At 47.5% G+C, this 15,392-nt stretch carries 10 protein-coding genes; 2 read left to right on the forward strand and 8 right to left on the reverse strand.

The features are described 5' to 3' along the window. The first annotated feature begins 418 nt into the window (after window positions 1-418). Both DVG78_RS23240 and DVG78_RS23245 read left to right on the forward strand, forming a co-directional pair. Window positions 419-601: a hypothetical protein gene (locus DVG78_RS23240; protein WP_114463433.1), complete on the forward strand. Its 183-nt coding sequence runs from the start codon at window positions 419-421 to the stop codon at window positions 599-601. 291 nt (window positions 602-892) lie between these two features. Next, window positions 893-1,717 carry an SGNH/GDSL hydrolase family protein gene (locus DVG78_RS23245; RefSeq protein WP_114463434.1) on the forward strand — a complete coding sequence of 275 codons (825 nt, stop codon included), beginning with the start codon at window positions 893-895 and terminating at the stop codon, window positions 1,715-1,717. A 91-nt stretch (window positions 1,718-1,808) separates the two neighbouring features. Here the strand turns inward: DVG78_RS23245 and DVG78_RS23250 are convergent, their stop codons facing one another. The 8 genes from DVG78_RS23250 to nhaD all read right to left on the reverse strand — a co-directional run bounded on the left by DVG78_RS23250 (window position 1,809) and on the right by nhaD (window position 15,371). Further along, window positions 1,809-2,993, reverse strand: coding sequence for a sialidase family protein (locus tag DVG78_RS23250; RefSeq protein ID WP_114463435.1), 1,185 nt, complete (start codon window positions 2,991-2,993; stop codon window positions 1,809-1,811). 152 nt (window positions 2,994-3,145) lie between these two features. Beyond that, entirely contained in the window at window positions 3,146-4,201 is a 1,056-nt protein-coding gene (locus DVG78_RS23255) for a polysaccharide deacetylase family protein (RefSeq protein WP_114463436.1), read from the reverse strand. Between the two features lie 139 nt (window positions 4,202-4,340). Beyond that, window positions 4,341-6,842 carry a GH92 family glycosyl hydrolase gene (locus DVG78_RS23260; protein WP_374755728.1) on the reverse strand — a complete coding sequence of 834 codons (2,502 nt, stop codon included), beginning with the start codon at window positions 6,840-6,842 and terminating at the stop codon, window positions 4,341-4,343. Window positions 6,843-6,860: 18 nt separating this feature from the next. Then, the gene (locus DVG78_RS23265) at window positions 6,861-8,786 is read right to left on the reverse strand and encodes a PfkB family carbohydrate kinase (protein ID WP_114463437.1); all 1,926 of its coding nucleotides are present in this window, start codon (window positions 8,784-8,786) and stop codon (window positions 6,861-6,863) included. 107 nt (window positions 8,787-8,893) lie between these two features. Further along, window positions 8,894-9,346 (reverse strand): DUF3592 domain-containing protein, encoded by a 453-nt coding sequence (locus tag DVG78_RS23270; RefSeq protein WP_147277160.1) that lies wholly within the window; start codon window positions 9,344-9,346, stop codon window positions 8,894-8,896. A 155-nt stretch (window positions 9,347-9,501) separates the two neighbouring features. After that, on the reverse strand, window positions 9,502-12,186 hold the full coding sequence (locus DVG78_RS23275; RefSeq protein WP_114463439.1) for a PQQ-dependent sugar dehydrogenase: 2,685 nt from the start codon (window positions 12,184-12,186) through the stop codon (window positions 9,502-9,504). A gap of 313 nt (window positions 12,187-12,499) precedes the next feature. Then, window positions 12,500-14,026, reverse strand: coding sequence for an L-piperidine-6-carboxylate dehydrogenase (gene amaB / locus DVG78_RS23280; RefSeq protein WP_114463440.1), 1,527 nt, complete (start codon window positions 14,024-14,026; stop codon window positions 12,500-12,502). A 79-nt stretch (window positions 14,027-14,105) separates the two neighbouring features. Next, a complete protein-coding gene (gene nhaD / locus DVG78_RS23285; protein ID WP_114463441.1) occupies window positions 14,106-15,371 on the reverse strand; it encodes a sodium:proton antiporter NhaD in 1,266 nt (421 codons plus the stop codon). Window positions 15,372-15,392 lie beyond the last annotated feature (21 nt).

A 15,392-nucleotide genomic window follows, 5' to 3' on the forward strand; every position in this document is an offset into this window, starting at 1 on the left:
AGGTCTCAAAAACGCAAATGATAATTTTATACGCTTATGCACTGAATATATTGAAATAATGATTCGATGGATTGACATCCAAATATCCTATAATCAGATAGTTACAAAATATCTTCGGCTTTAGTACGGTCTTCCATGGTTTATGATTATATTTTTACAATTATACAAATTTGAAGATAATAAATGTAATCATTTGAAAATATAGTTGTCTTATCTTAAAACAGAGCCTTATTTTGGCTGTAATTTTTGTAACAATTTTTGTTCGCAATCTTTTAGATGGTGACTGCGAACGCAAAATAGCAAGAGTGTTTGTAACACGGTAAGTGCCAATTATATAGCTAAAAAGTGAGGATGTTGGTGAAAAAACACCAACATCGGCAAAAAACTGCGTAAATTAGACCTACAAATTGACGAAATCATGGAGAGCATCGCAAAATATTTAAATGAAGAAAACGATTACTTTGTCGTCAAAGCAAAAAGAAAAATAGTTGAAAATCTATTGAGAGAGACAGATATGACTTTTGACAAAATCGCTAAAATCGCAGGAGTTACTCTTGATTTTGTCGTAGATATTAAGCAAAAACTTGCAACTGCTAAGTAACCTGGTTGACTATATACCTAGTTATTGTTAGAGATTCGTCATCTTCTTTCCTCAAGTTGTTCACCGCCTTCCAAAGGGTGACTGCGAAGGTAAAATAACAAGACTGTTTATAACACGGTAAGTACCAATCAAGTAGCTAAAAAGCCAGGGTATTTGTATACACTTTAAGTGGAGGCATAGGCCAATGCCTAAGTCACGTCGTTTTGCCAGCACCTCCTCGCCAAATAAATAAGGATAAAAACGCGCTTGAAGGCTTTTGGGAGAAAGTAAACACCCAATTTAACTTTAGGCATGAAAAAAATCATTGCGTTGATTGTCCTAGTTGGACTATTCAGTTCATTCTCTCCCGAAAAAATCACCTGGGTGGCCATCGGTGACTCCATCACCTACCTGAACGAACACCAAAACGAAACTGGAAACCGAATTACGAAAGGCTATATGACGAGGGTAGTGGAGAAACTGCCTCACATTGAATACATTAATAAAGGTTATAACGGCTGGACGGCGGGGCTGATTGCCGAGAAAATAGAAACGCTTAACCTGACAAAAGCCGATGTGTACACCGTTTTTTTGGGGACAAACGACTGGTGGGGCGGGCGACCGTTGGGCACTTTGGCCGATTATGAAAACAATGCCGGCCACCAAACGCTCTACGGTTCGTTTCGCATCATTATCGACAAACTGCGCCGCCTGAACCCGGATGCCAAAATTATATTGATGACACCCATGCAACGGGTCGATTTTGTGTACATCGCCAATATGAAAAACAACGCGTACGGTTCTTACAAAGAGAAAAAGGGACAAATGCTCGGTCAGTTTGCGGAGGCCATCAATGCGATTGGGAAGCATGAAAAACTGAAAGTGATTGATTTGTACAATACCAAACGCTTAAGCGTGAAGAAGTTGGTTAAGTACAAACGGCTGAAAGACCCGCAAACGGGCGCGTACAAAAACTACGCTTATCCCGATTTTATTGACGTTCCTTTCAACCCCGAAACCGACGAATATCCTTACCCCGTCGAGTCCATTGCCATGACCTACGACGGCCTGCACCCTTCGGACGTAGGCTATGAGGTGATTACGGAAAAGTTGGTGAAGATTTTGAAGAGGTTGTAGGTTTTTATAACCACTAAGGCACTAAGAATCACTAAGGGATTTAACTCTTCTTAGTGGCCTTTAGTGCCTTAGTGGTTAAAGATAAAGCCGATTATTTCATCTTCTTAGGGTCAACCACTACGTATTTAATGGATTTGTTGTTTTTGTCGGCGTGGGCGGAGTAAGTAATGTGCAACAAACCGTCAGGCGTTTGAATCAGGCAGGGGTACGAATAACCGCCTTTGTCGCGGGCGTGGTCTTCGAGGCGCGTTTTCCACTTCCACGTTTTCCCTTCATCATCAGATAGATACAGGCTCACGCGGTAGCGTCCGTCGTCGATGTCGTTGCCCAAAAAGGCCCATTTGCCATCCTGCAATGTCAATATTTCAACGCTTGCGGTATTGGGAATGTCGGTTTTGAGAGAGGCGGTCCAACTTTCTCCTTTGTCCGAAGATTCACTGATTTGAACGCGCGTAGGCTCGTCGCCGCTGTCGCGCAGGTACGCCACCAAGTTCCCGTTTTTACGTTTTGCCAACGCGGGTTGAATCGGCCCACGGCCTACGAGCGGCAGGCTTGGTTTCCACGTCGTACCAAAATCGTCGGAAATGGCCATGAGCGAAAAGTTATATCCGTCGGAATAGAGCGGCAACACAATGCGGCCGTTTTCCATCAGCATCGGTTTGATACGCGTCATCCACCCGATGCTGCGTTTGGGGGCATCTTTGGCGGCTTCGATGATCATGTCGTCGTATTTGCGGGCGTATCCTGCCCAACCTGCGGTATTTTCGGGCAGTTTCTTGAATTTTTCGGCTACTTCTTTGGCAAAATTGTCATCGGGTTTGAGCAAAATATTATCCTGCCAATTCCAAATAGGTGGGCCGCTTTTAGCGTAATCGGTCGAGGTTTTAAAACGCAGAATAGACTGCTCCCATTGGTTGGCCTGTACCGCAATCCAGACTAAAAACAGTTTGCCCTGTTGATTCAAAAACAAAACGGGGTTGCAATCGGGCAGGTGGGGCGTATCGGCCATTTCAAACGGTTCACTCCAAACGGTTTCGCCTTTTTTCAAACGGGCACCCATGATTTTGACGTCGTCGGCGGTGCGTTCGCCACTCCCATAAAACCACACGGAAAGAAAATCGCCATTGGGTAAATTGACCAAACTGCTGCCGTGAACGTGTTTTTCCTGACCCGGAAAAATCAGCGTGGAGCGAACAATGGGGGAGGATTGCGCAAAGGTGTTTTGCAGGGAAATAAAGGTAAAAAGGAGTATGGAGAGAGGAAAACGGAGTTTCATTGGTGCTTTTTGTATTTATAAAAACGTATTTTTTGTCATGCTGGACGGGGCCGCCCATTCGGGCATCTAAGAGCCTTTGCATGGTGGTATAATTGCTTTTTGCGAATTGTTAATTCGTACGGTTTTAGACCCTTTCAGGGTGACAAATCAAATTACTTGACTTTCTTCCGGCGTTCCATCACTTCCCGCCACGTAGTCAGGATGATGCCCTGTGATTGGATATAGGCTTTCAATTCGGGATTCATCATCGAAAGCATATCAGCGTAGCGTGAGCCACCCGAAGCGCTGATGTGCTTGAAGGCGTCGGTCACGTCGCTGCTGTGGACGATGAACATGGCCAATCCGGGCTGCATGTTGTTGAGGGTTTCGATGAATTTTTGGGCTTTGTACTTGCCCCATTCTTCGGGCGTTGAGTTGGGAGTTGTGGGCTTCCAGTCGCCGCTGATGGTGTGCAAATCATCCAACACGGGCAAGCCCGATTGCCAGATTTTCTGTCCCACCGGTCCCGTCATTTTAATTAATTCGGATTCGGGCAATTTCATGCCCTCTTGCCATTTGCCTTCGGCCTTTAATTTCTTGATGACAGGATAATTTTGGCATTCAATGAGCAACTTGTTATTTCCGCCCGGAAACATGACCGGAATGCCGTATTCAACCCCGACTTTGATGTATCGCTCCAAAAAGGGGACGTGCGCAAAAAGCGTACCCATGTGCGAGTCCATGTGGGTGGGTTTCAGGCCCATGCGCAATGCTTTTTCGACCTGCGCCCTGATTTCTTTTTCTACGTCGTCGGCCGTGCCATTTTTCACGACTTGGGCTACTTCGTGCCACAGATTCCCTTCTTTATCCACCAAACTTGGTACGTTTTGAAAGCCCGCCACGGGTCCCCAACGATAATCGCGCCACTCCGATGTCAACGTCAAATGTACCCCCGCGTCGAGATTAGGATTGCTTTTTTGAATGTAATTCACAAAACTCGCCGACCATGCGCACGGAAACATAATGCTGCACGACGTAGCCACGCCCTGCTCCACGGATTTGATGGTTCCTTGGTTGGAAGAATACGACATGCCCGGGTCGTCTACGTGAAAAATCACGACTTTGGCTCCTTTGGGCCAGCCGAGTTTTTCGGCGTAGGTTTGCTGGGCTTGGCTGATGAAGGCCGTTGCCAACAAGAGGAGGAGGGTTTTTAAGGTATTGGTTATCATGGGGTTTGGTTGGTGTTTTTGTTGTGTTTGACGGCAGTCGCTCGCGTCCCGCGAGTGATGGCTATTGGTAGGCCTCCGGCCTTATTGAATCAACAGGCCGGAGGCCTTGGGATAATTGTCACTCGGTAGAACCGAGCGACTACTTGCTCTGCGAATAGGGCGCGGCATCTTTGCCCGTTGCCCACGATTTATTCGGCTCAGGACCCATTACAAACGTCAATTCTCCACCCGCCATGATTTCAGAATGGTCAATCCAGCTTCGGTCAAAGGCTTTGCCGTTGAGCGTGGCGGATTGGATGTATCGGTTTTTGGAGGAGGTGTTTGGGGCAATGATTTTGAAGGTTTTTTCTTTCCCGACATTAAATTCAGTTTCCTCAAACATCGGGCTACCAATGGCGTATTGGGTACTGCCCGGAGCCACGGGATAAATGCCCATGCTGCTCAATAAATACCAAGAGGAAAGCGAACCCATATCTTCATTACCTGATAACCCTCCCGGTCCGGTCCGGTAAAAACGCTCCATGATTTCGCGGGCCCAATACTGGGTTTTCCACGGAGCACCCGCATAATTGTACAAGTACGCTACGTGATGCGAAGGTTGATTTCCGTGTACGTATTGCCCGATGGTACCCACCACACCCACGTATTTTGGGGTACTGATGGAGGCATCCATGGCAAAGAAGGTATCCAAACGTTGATTAAACGATTGATTTCCACCCAATAACTGAATCAAACCGGCTGGGTCGTGTTGCACCGACCAGAGGTATTGCCACGCGTTGGATTCAGTATAATGACGGTTGGGACGACGGCCCACCAACAGCGGGTCAAAATATCGGTAATAATGATGTGCTCCCACAGAATCAATGGTTTGTTGATTGGTGCCGATGGCTTCCAACCACGCGCCGTTTTCGCGGCGCGGACGCATAAAAGCCGTAGACGCATCAAATACGTTTCGGTAATTCTGAGCGCGTTTGTAAAACAAGGCCGCGTCTTCTTTTTTGTTCAATGCTTCGGCCAACCGGGCAATGCACCAATCATCGTAGGCCAATTCCATCGTGTTGGGAACGGATTCGGTGGTGCGGTCGGCGGGTGCGTAGCCTAAGCGGATATAATCGGCCAGTCCAGCACGACCGGCGGAGGCGGGAATATTGGCGGGGGGAGATTCCAAGGCTTTGCGACGCATGGCGGCGTACAATCCTTCAATGTCCCAATCACGGTAGCCTTTAAAATAGGCATCTACGATAACAGGAATCAAGTGGTCACCGACCATGCTTGGGCGATACGTATTGCGGAAATGCTGCGCGGGAAGCCAACCGAATTCGGTGGTTTTGGCGGCAATGGATTTAACAAAATCGTTGACGTGGTCGGGGGCGATAAGCGTCAACAGTGGATGCTGCGTGCGGTAGGTATCCCAACAGGAAAAGGAGGGGTAAAAGTCATATTTTTGGGCGGTATGCACTTTTTTGTCCATACCCATGTACCGCCCATCCACGTCCTGCCCGATGTATTGAGCCAATAAACTGCGGTAAAATGCCGTGTAAAAAACCTGCTTTTGGGCTTCATCGTTGCCTTTGATGGCTACGCGTTTGAGTTCTTCATTCCATGTCTCGCGGGCGTCGTTTTTCACTTTGTCAAAATCCCAATGCGCAACTTCGGCCTGTAAATTCTTTTTTGCACCTTCTACACTCACGTGCGAAATGGCCACTTTGACCGTGACTTGGTCGTCTTTTTTGGTTTTATAACCTACAAAAAAGCCGACATTCAACCCTTTTTCTTCGTTTTTGTACGGCCAATAACCTTCCGACGATTCGGGGGTGATGTAGTCATTGTCCCACGTGCCATAATATTCAAACGGGCGGCTGAATTTTGCCACAAAATAAACCATCGTGCCGTTGGCATCTTTGTAGCCTTCGAGGGTGGAATCATTGGTCATTTTTACCAACGATTCGCCACTTTCCGCATTACCGCCGATTTCGTGGCCGATGTCGAGCAGAATAGTTGATTTTCGTGATTCGGGGAAGGTATAGCGGTGTACGCCCACGCGTTTGGTGGCGGTGAGCTCGGCTTTGATGTTACCGTCTTTTAACAACACAGAATAATAACCCGGCGAAGCCGATTCGTCTTTTTTGTCGTAACGAGAACGATAGCCCGAATCAGGGTTTTCCTTGCTGCCTGCCGAGGTTTGAATTTTATCGCTGACGGTGGGCATGACCAAAATATCACCGCCCGTGGTCATACCGACGCCACTGAAATGCGTGTGGCTGAAGCCGATGATAGAACTGTCGGGATAGGCGTAGCCGGCCGCGTAGGTCCACCCTTTGACGTCGTGGTCGGGACTGAGTTGTACCATGCCGTAGGGGAGCGTGGCTCCCGGGAAGGTATGACCAAAGAAATCGGTCCCGATAAACGGGTCAACGTAATCAACGGGTTCTTTGCCGGATTCTGAACAGGAAAAAAGTGAGGCCATTAGAACGCCTATGGCAAAGAGGTATATGGTTGTTTGTTTTAACATCTTAACAATTTGGAACGCTGATTTTGATCGGTTTTTTACATCTGACAGAGGGCGGAGGCAAGCCCCGCCCCTACGAAATAATTGCCATTGTAGGGGCAGGCCTTGCGTCTGCCTGTTTGTGTGCGATATGACCGCCGCCCATCTTTCTTACACTGTTTCCGAAATTTCTTCTTCCTTGAAGAGCAAACTGACTAGCTTGCGGTATTGCGAGAAATCAGGAATAATCAACTGCGCACCGGCTTTCACGAGGCGAGGCCGTTTGTCGAAATTGTGTCCGTGGCGTTGTACTTCGTTGCTCGTAATTCCAATCGAAATACCACCCGAACGACGCCCTTCACGGATTTCGTCGGGACCATCGCCAAATACGGCCAATTCATTGCCATTCAGGTTGTTGTCGCGGATGATTCGCTCGATAATCATCTTCTTGGAAAACTTGGTGTACTCGCGCAAAGCACCGTAAATCCCGCCGTCGAATAAGTCAGCATAGCCAAGTACGGTGGCTTCGTGGCGAACGTCATCTACGTCGGTGCCGCTGGCTAGATACATTACTACGCCGCGCTCTTTCAGTTCGTGTAAAAACGCCACTGCGCCCTTCATGGTATAATCTTCCCAGTCCAGTTCACCCGCCTGTAATTTGGCCATGCGTTTGTTGACCAATTCCATCAGGGCGTCGTTGTAAATCTGTTTGTACTGAAACTTATCCAAAATTTGGTCTTCGGGCACGTAGCCTGCTTCGCGCACCATGTTGACCAAGCCTTCCATTTGGTAAATGGTCTGAATACCGGTGGTTTTGTGAATAAACTCTTGCGTTTCGCGCTGTACTTTTTTGAATCCTGCGGCGTCAATTGTATCGTAAGAATCGCCCAAAATCGCTTTCATCATCACGGGCTCCATGATTTCTTCCCACCCGTGGCGGAGGATGCTGATGGTGCCGTCGTGGTCAAAGACGGCGTATTTGATGTGGCCCAGTTTTTCCAACACCGATGGGTCACAGAGCTCCGTTTCGGAGTCGGGTAGATAAACTGCCTGACGCGGATTTTCGGCCAAATCGGCTTGGTAAATATAGTTGGGATCTTGGCTGATGGCCAGAATTTCTTCGCCATTGGCGGTGCCCGTAATAAACAGTTTTTGAACCGTAACTGCCGCCGCAAAGTTGGCAAATTCAGCGGCTTCGTTGGGGCTGATTCCCGCCGCCAAACACAAGGTGATGGCACTGATGACGGTGTCGCCCGCACCTACGGTGTCGAGTTGCGCGGTCAGCTGTAATCCCAAATGCTCATGATAACCAGTTGAATCAAAGGCGGTAATGCCTCTGGCACCGCAGGTGACAAAGACGGGTTTTTGCGACTGGGCAAATAAAGATTGACCGTATTCCAGCACGGTAGCGCGCGGCAACATCGTACGCGGCTCTACCTGAACGCCGTTGAGGTGGGCAGCCTCCACGTCGTTTACTTTGCGGTATACGTTGGAGAAACGGTCGTTGAAATGCCGCGAGTCAACCAAGATAATTTTGTCGTTGTATTGCTCAAAAAGCGCATTGGCTTTTTCGATAAAGCTATCGTTGGTAATACTTCCGAGCACCTGTTGGTTGAAAATCAGCGCATCGTACATCTCTAGCGCCGATTGTAGGCCCGCCAGAATCAGCGCATCGGTTTCGAGAGAGCGTTTGTTGTACACTCCAAAGTCAATGCGCGGCTCTTCTACGCCTTCAATGTATCTTTTGAGGTATGCGTAGGTTTGAAAATGCTCTTTTTGAATGACCAATGAGCTGGTGTCGGCGCCTAAATTTTGCAATTGAGCGGTCAATTCACGCCCGTGAATATCGTCGCCTACTACGCCGATAACCTTGAGTTGAGCGGGTTGAAGGGCCGAAAGGTTAGCGATGACGTTGGCCGCGCCGCCTGGCGAATAATAGTGCTTGGCTACGGACTCGGCTTGCAGGCCCGTTTCGATTGATACTTCTGATTTGCGCGTATCCATGATCCAGTACGCGTCCAAACAGAAGTCTCCATATACCGCCACTTTGACGGTTTTTATTTTTTCAAGAATAGATTTGATTTGAAGGGTGTCCATAAAATAAAATTGGAATAGCTACTATACGTTTAAGTAAATACTCCAATTGCACTACTCAAGGCTATTCTTTCATTTATTAAATATTTTGGACGATTAATCGGCAGCTTTCAATTTGTTCCTCCCAAAAGCATTAGTTTTTTGATGAGAAACGGATAACCGATAAGACAAAGCGCAATGCCCCAACGAAACAGCGTTTTGGGCAACGTTCCCGCACCTTCGTTGGCTAATAACACTTCTCTGATTGATTTGTAGAAATAATAGGAGACTTCCACTTTTTGCCCCACTTCATAAGGACAAGGGGTTTGGTAATGCGTTGAATAATGCCGATGTGAGCCGTTAGAAAAGACAAAATCTACCACGGGCGCCTGCCCTTCGCCTTCTTTTGAACCAAATAATTCACCAGGGTTTTGTCGAATTTCAACCACTGTTCCTACGGTTTTGATGCCTTTGGAGGTGACACGCTCCACAATCTTTGATTTATCGTAAGCGATGATTAACAGATACGTGCCAATAAATGCCAAAAGCGGCATCGTTTGGATTATATAGGGGAGAGGGTTCATTATTTTCATTCTTTTTGTTGAAAAACTGTTTTATTCAAAATAAGAATGGACGCAAAACTTACTGAAAGTTAGTAACAATCTTCTGATAAAAGTGAGGTTATAAAGTTGAAATACGAGAATAAAGCGAAGAAAAAACGGCTTAGTAGCTCCTGCTGTTAAGGGCATCCTGCAATTTCCATTTTGAAAGTACTGTTGGTACCCGTAGAAAATGAAGTGCCCACCGTGGGTTGGATGGTGATGGAACCGCCAGCTTGCAATAAAAGTGATTGATTGGAGGGAGTAACCAACGTAGCTCCGGTCACTGTAAGAGCGGTTTGGGCTTGGTACACGGTGTAGGCCAAATTATTGACGGTTTGGGTGGAAGGGCAAGGGTATACTACTTGAAAACTCCGGTCGGAATAAACCCCGTCGGTCGCATAAGTGCCTGAGGCATAGGCACGGATTGTCACTTGGCCCGCTGTGCCGGTGAGTGTAACGGTGTTTCCAGTTACCGTAGCTGGACCAGAGACTACGAGAAACTTGGGTGTATTTGTTGAGGCTGAGGCAGTGAGGGGAAAAGGGGCATCACTTACATTTTTGTTGGATATAGGGGAAAAAGCAAAACTTTGGGAATCCAGTGGGCGATTTACCTGAAAACTCCGTTCAACTGGAGCGGCTTGATTGTAGGCCCCGTTGCCGTGCTGGGCTGCGCGGAGCACCACCGTGCCGGGCATACCCGAAAGAGTCACTTGATTTCCTATCACATACGCGGGCCCCGAAATGGAATAATAAGAGGGCGATAGGCCCGAAGATGTAGTTGCACCTAAGACAAAGGGAGTGTTTGTGGTCTGTTTGTCGTTGATTGTTGGAAAAGTAATGGTTTGAGCAATACCGCCACATTGAGGAAAGAGGTCTTTGATGAGGGTAGTGGTTAGACCCAGAGAGTCTGATACTGTAAGATAAACACGGTACCAGTACGAAGCCGCTCCCAATTCACAATCCAAAGGGGCAAGGGTAGTATTGATATTATTGCCCGAATGAGATGAACTCAAGTGTTGGTGGTCATTGTGAGCAAGGTATATTTTCCAACTCAGACTCAGCGAAGCAGGGTTCTGCTCATTGTCTTGGACTGTTGCATCTAAGGTAATAGGATGGTTTTGATTGACTGGAAAAGGAGTGAAGTTGTCCAATGAAGTTGATGCAATCACCGGTGGCGTATTGTTAAGGTATATATATAGAGAGTCGGAGGTGGATGCCCCGTTGGCATCGGTGACTGTCACCGTTACGGTATATTTTTGGGGTGCGCTTGAGTTAGATGCAAAACGGTGGTGGGGCTTGAGCCCGCTTTCGGTAGAGCTGCCATCTCCAAATTGCCATAAATAGGTCAGGCTTGTACTGTCAGGGTCGTATGATTTTGCGGCACTGAATCGTACAACTAAGGGGCCTGCTCCGTACGTCTTGTCAGCTTCTATCTTGGCAATGGGGGCACTGTTGGTTGTTGGAAAAATTCTTAGGATTTGGTTGGCAGTACAGTAAAAAATACCGCTAGTGGTAGGTGAAACACTCAACGAAATGACATTGTTGCTGAGATTGGAAGCAAAATTTTCAACAGCGATTATCTGATTGGTCGTGTCAAAAGTGACCATTTTAATCCATTTTTGGGAATAGTCGGCAATGTAGAGCTTGTTGAGGTATTGACTGGATAAGTCTGTTCTTTTGTAAAAATCACCAATCAAGATGCAATGTCCGTTGATTTCTCCAGGAACTTGTATACCCCCTACCGTATACGTATTTCCGCCCACAATACTGTATCCTGTGGTGGAGTTATAATAAAGCTGAGGTTTTTTTTTGTTGCTGCCGGGATCCCATGTAGCACTTGGGTGTTCGGCGCGGGCGTTTTCTCCTTCGTAACGCGGCCAGCCAAAATTTTGCCCGGGGCCGGTAGCAAGATTGACTTCTTCAAACAAAATACTGCCGACATCTCCAATCAATAGGTTTCCGGGATTTCCCACTTCCGGATTGTGAGAGCCGGTTTCAGGAAGGGGCAAGATACCATAAGGATTGCGGAGTCCTCTGGCCCAAATACGTGACCGAGGTGAGCGAGGGTAATCTTCTGAATAGTAGGGATTTGAAGAGATTCCATTGCCGTTGGTAGCGTTTATTCGAAGAATTTTTCCGCAATGGGAATCTAGATTCTGGCTACGATAAGAGCCAATGTTTTCGGCTGAGGTCATAATACCCCGAGCAACCGTACGAGAACCATAATCAAATCCTCCTATGTCATTGTTGGCGGCTGTGGCGGCATCCCCAACGGAGATGAAGAGTGTACCATCTTTGGCGAATTTCATACTCCCTCCCATGTGAAAAAATGAAGTACAGGGAATCCCCGTACTTGCGGTTTCTCCAATCAAGATGGTGCGCGTATTGGCTACTATCGTGGTAAACCCAGTGGCGGCGTCTGCTTGGTATCTGGTGACTCGGGCCATTGTCCCACCGTTGCCTGCATCATCGTATTGGCTGCCAATGTTCAATAAATGTTTGGGGTCAACGATATAATAAATATAAAATAAACCATTGCTCAGAAAATTGGGGTCTAGCACCAACCCGATGAGCCCTAAATCGGTGACATTATACACTTCCTGATTAATATCCAACAATGTAGTTTGTACGCCGTTGTTGATAACATACACTTTCCCTTCCTTTTCCCAGCAAAATAATCTTCCACTGTTGTCGAAAGTGATGCCCATCAGCGAATTAAAGTCGGAAGCATACACTTGCTGAGCAAAACCTGACTGAAGGGTTTGGGATTGGCCTTTCACAAAAAGAAGAGCCAAATACAAAAGTAAACAGCCTTTTTTCATTTCAAAGGGACGGGCAAAGGTGAATAAAAGTAGGGCCTTTAGAGCGGAATTGTAACAGTACAAAAATACGGACTACACTGCTGTCTTTTGGGGAAATTATTGCTCAAAATCGACCGTTTGATAACTTTTTATCCTAAAAAGCCAATTTTTGGTCTTTAAATAGATAGTCTATATATTTAAAGTATAAAATAAATGACCACGTTGGTCGTATAAAAAGATTAAAATTGAATGGCTAGAAAACAGAAATCACCGCTGCGTTGGCCAGTAAATTGGACCGTACAGCGGTGACCTGTAATTGGAGAAGTGAGTTTTTTTAAATTTCAAATTTAATTCCTTGCGCCAACGGCAACGTGGTGCCGTAGTTGATGGTATTGGTCTGACGGCGCATGTAGGCTCGCCACGCATCGGAGCCGGATTCGCGCCCCCCGCCTGTTTCTTTTTCGCCGCCAAATGCCCCGCCGATTTCGGCGCCTGAGGTGCCGATGTTGACATTGGCAATGCCGCAATCCGAACCCGCTTGACTCAAAAACAACTCGGATTCACGCAAATTGAGCGTAAAGATGGCCGAAGAAAGCCCCTGTGGTACGCCATTTTGTAAAGAAATGGCTTCCTCTAAAGTACTGTATTTGATGAGATATAAGATGGGTGCAAAGGTTTCGTGTTGCACAATCGGCCAGTGATTTTCGACTTCGGCAACGCAGGGTTGTACGTAGCAGCCCGATGCAAAATCAGGACCAGTCAAAACGCCCGGTTCTACCACAAAGGTACCGCCCGCAATGCGTACTTCGTCGACCGCCGACTGGTAGTTTTTGACGGCTAAAGTATCAATCAACGGGCCAACGTGGATGTTGCTGTCGAGTGGGTTGCCGATGCGCAGTTGACCATAGGCTTTGACCAGACGCTGTTTTACGTCCTCATAGATGCTTTCGTGGATAATCAACCGGCGGGTACTGGTGCAGCGTTGGCCCGCCGTTCCTACGGCCCCAAACACAATGGCTGGAATGGCCAATGGCAGGTTGGCATGTTGCGAAATGATGATGGCGTTGTTGCCGCCCAATTCCAACAAACTGCGCCCCAAACGGCCACCCACGGCTTGCCCCACGGCTTTGCCCATGCGCGTACTGCCCGTTGCCGAAACCAACGGCACCCGTTCATCGTGCGAGAGCCATTCGCCCACTTCGTGTCCACCGATAATCAGGCCCGAAACTCCTTCGGGAACATCGTTGGTTTTCAATACTTCCTGAATGATATTTTGGCAAGCAATGGCCGTTAAAGGCGTTTTTTCGGAAGGTTTCCACACGCAAACGTCGCCGCAGACCCACGCCAGCATGGAGTTCCATGACCACACGGCCACGGGAAAATTGAACGCGGAAATAATGCCCACAATGCCCAGCGGATGCCACTGCTCATACATCCGGTGCGAAGGGCGCTCGCTGTGCATAGTGAGTCCGTATAATTGGCGCGACAGCCCGACGGCAAAATCGCAGATGTCAATCATTTCTTGCACTTCACCGAGGCCTTCTTGGAGGCTTTTGCCCATTTCATAACTGACCAAGGTGCCGAGTTCGGTTTTGTATTTGCGCAATTGCTCGCCCATTTGCCGAACGATGTCGCCGCGCTTGGGGGCGGGCACAAGCCGCCACGTTTTGAAAGCTTCCTGGGCCTGACCGATGACCGTATCGTAATCTTCGCGGGATGCCGCGTGAACTTTGCCGATGAGTTGACCGTCTACTGGTGAAAATGAAGACAACTCTTCTCCCCGACCTTCCCAAGCGGCCAAGCCCGTACTGACGCCGTGATTTGTGCTGGAAATGCGCAGTGATTCTAAGATTGTTTGCATCTGATAAATTTGGAAATTGGATTTGTTGATGATAAAAACTGGTTGAATAGTTCTTCAATTCCCAAAGGTAAATCCAATCTTACACAAACAAAAACACCAGCGCGCCCGCCACGTACCCAATCAACGCCAGAAGACTGATGCGCTTGAGATACCAGAAAAAGCTGATGCGCTCCATGCCCATTACGGCTACGCCCGCCGCTGAGCCAATGATCAACATACTGCCGCCCGTACCCGCGCAATAGGCCAAAAATTCCCAGATTCGGTGGTCTTGGGGGTAAGTTGCCAAATCGTACATACCCATGGAGGCTGCCACGAGTGGCACGTTGTCAATGACCGCCGAAGCAATCCCGATGATAAAAACGATGGCGTCGAGGTTGCCGATGGTATTGTTCATCCATGTCGCTAGGTCGGTCAATACGTGCGTTACTTCCAAGACGCCAATGGCTAGAAGTATGCCCATAAAGAATAAAATACTGCTGGTGTCAATTTTACTTAATGCATGACTGGCCGTAAAGGGCTTGCGGTCTTCTTCGTCTTTTTTGGAATGGAGGATTTCTGAAACAATCCAAACCACGCCCAACGCCAGCAGAATACCCATGTAAGGCGGTAGGTGCGTCACGGTTTTAAAAATGGGAACGAATAAAAGCATCCCAATGCCCGTCCCAAACATGATGTTACGTTCTTTGTCGGTTACATCATCGGCCTCCGATTTCTTTGAAACCTTTGGGGTAGCAATTGACCCTTTAAGTTTAAATGAAAGATAAATAAGGGGAACAATCAACGCAATAAGGCTCGGAATAAAGAGGGTTTTCATGACATTGACGGCTGAAATCTGCCCGCCAATCCACAACATCGTCGTGGTGACATCTCCCAGCGGCGACCACGCACCGCCTGCGTTTGCGGCGATGATGACAATCCCTGCAAAAAAACGCCGCATTTCATCATCCCGAATGATTTTACGCAGCAACGATACCATCACAATGGCCGTGGTAAGGTTGTCCAAAACCGCCGACAGAAAAAACGTAAGAATGCTGATAATCCACAGCAAAGCGCGGCTGTCTTTGGTGTGAATACGCTCCGTAATCACGCCAAATCCTTGATGGGCGTCGACCAACTCTACAATGGTCATGGCCCCCAACAAGAAAAAGGCAATCTCGGATATATTGGCTAAATGATGGGAAAGCTCTTCGACGATGTGGTGTGAATCACTACTCCCTAAGGCATAGAGGGTCCAACAGATGACACCTGTCAATAAAGCAGTTGCAGTTTTGTTGAGATTAATGTTGTGCTCAAGGGTAATAAAGAGGTAACCTATGACAAAAATGATAATAATGGTAGTAATCATAATTGATAATTTAAGAATGGG

This window comes from Runella aurantiaca (assembly GCF_003339505.1).
GTDB lineage: Bacteria > Bacteroidota > Bacteroidia > Cytophagales > Spirosomataceae > Runella > Runella aurantiaca.

Excerpts from the sequence above, each read along its gene's own strand:
- DVG78_RS23240 (WP_114463433.1), top strand. The coding sequence starts at position 419 with ATGGAGAGCATCGCAAAATATTTAAATGAAGAAAACGATTACTTTGTC.
- DVG78_RS23245 (WP_114463434.1), top strand. The coding sequence starts at position 893 with ATGAAAAAAATCATTGCGTTGATTGTCCTAGTTGGACTATTCAGTTCA.
- DVG78_RS23250 (WP_114463435.1), bottom strand. The coding sequence starts at position 2,993 with ATGAAACTCCGTTTTCCTCTCTCCATACTCCTTTTTACCTTTATTTCC.
- DVG78_RS23255 (WP_114463436.1), bottom strand. The coding sequence starts at position 4,201 with ATGATAACCAATACCTTAAAAACCCTCCTCCTCTTGTTGGCAACGGCC.
- DVG78_RS23265 (WP_114463437.1), bottom strand. The coding sequence starts at position 8,786 with ATGGACACCCTTCAAATCAAATCTATTCTTGAAAAAATAAAAACCGTC.
- DVG78_RS23270 (WP_147277160.1), bottom strand. The coding sequence starts at position 9,346 with ATGAACCCTCTCCCCTATATAATCCAAACGATGCCGCTTTTGGCATTT.
- DVG78_RS23275 (WP_114463439.1), bottom strand. The coding sequence starts at position 12,186 with ATGAAAAAAGGCTGTTTACTTTTGTATTTGGCTCTTCTTTTTGTGAAA.
- amaB (WP_114463440.1), bottom strand. The coding sequence starts at position 14,026 with ATGCAAACAATCTTAGAATCACTGCGCATTTCCAGCACAAATCACGGC.
- nhaD (WP_114463441.1), bottom strand. The coding sequence starts at position 15,371 with ATGATTACTACCATTATTATCATTTTTGTCATAGGTTACCTCTTTATT.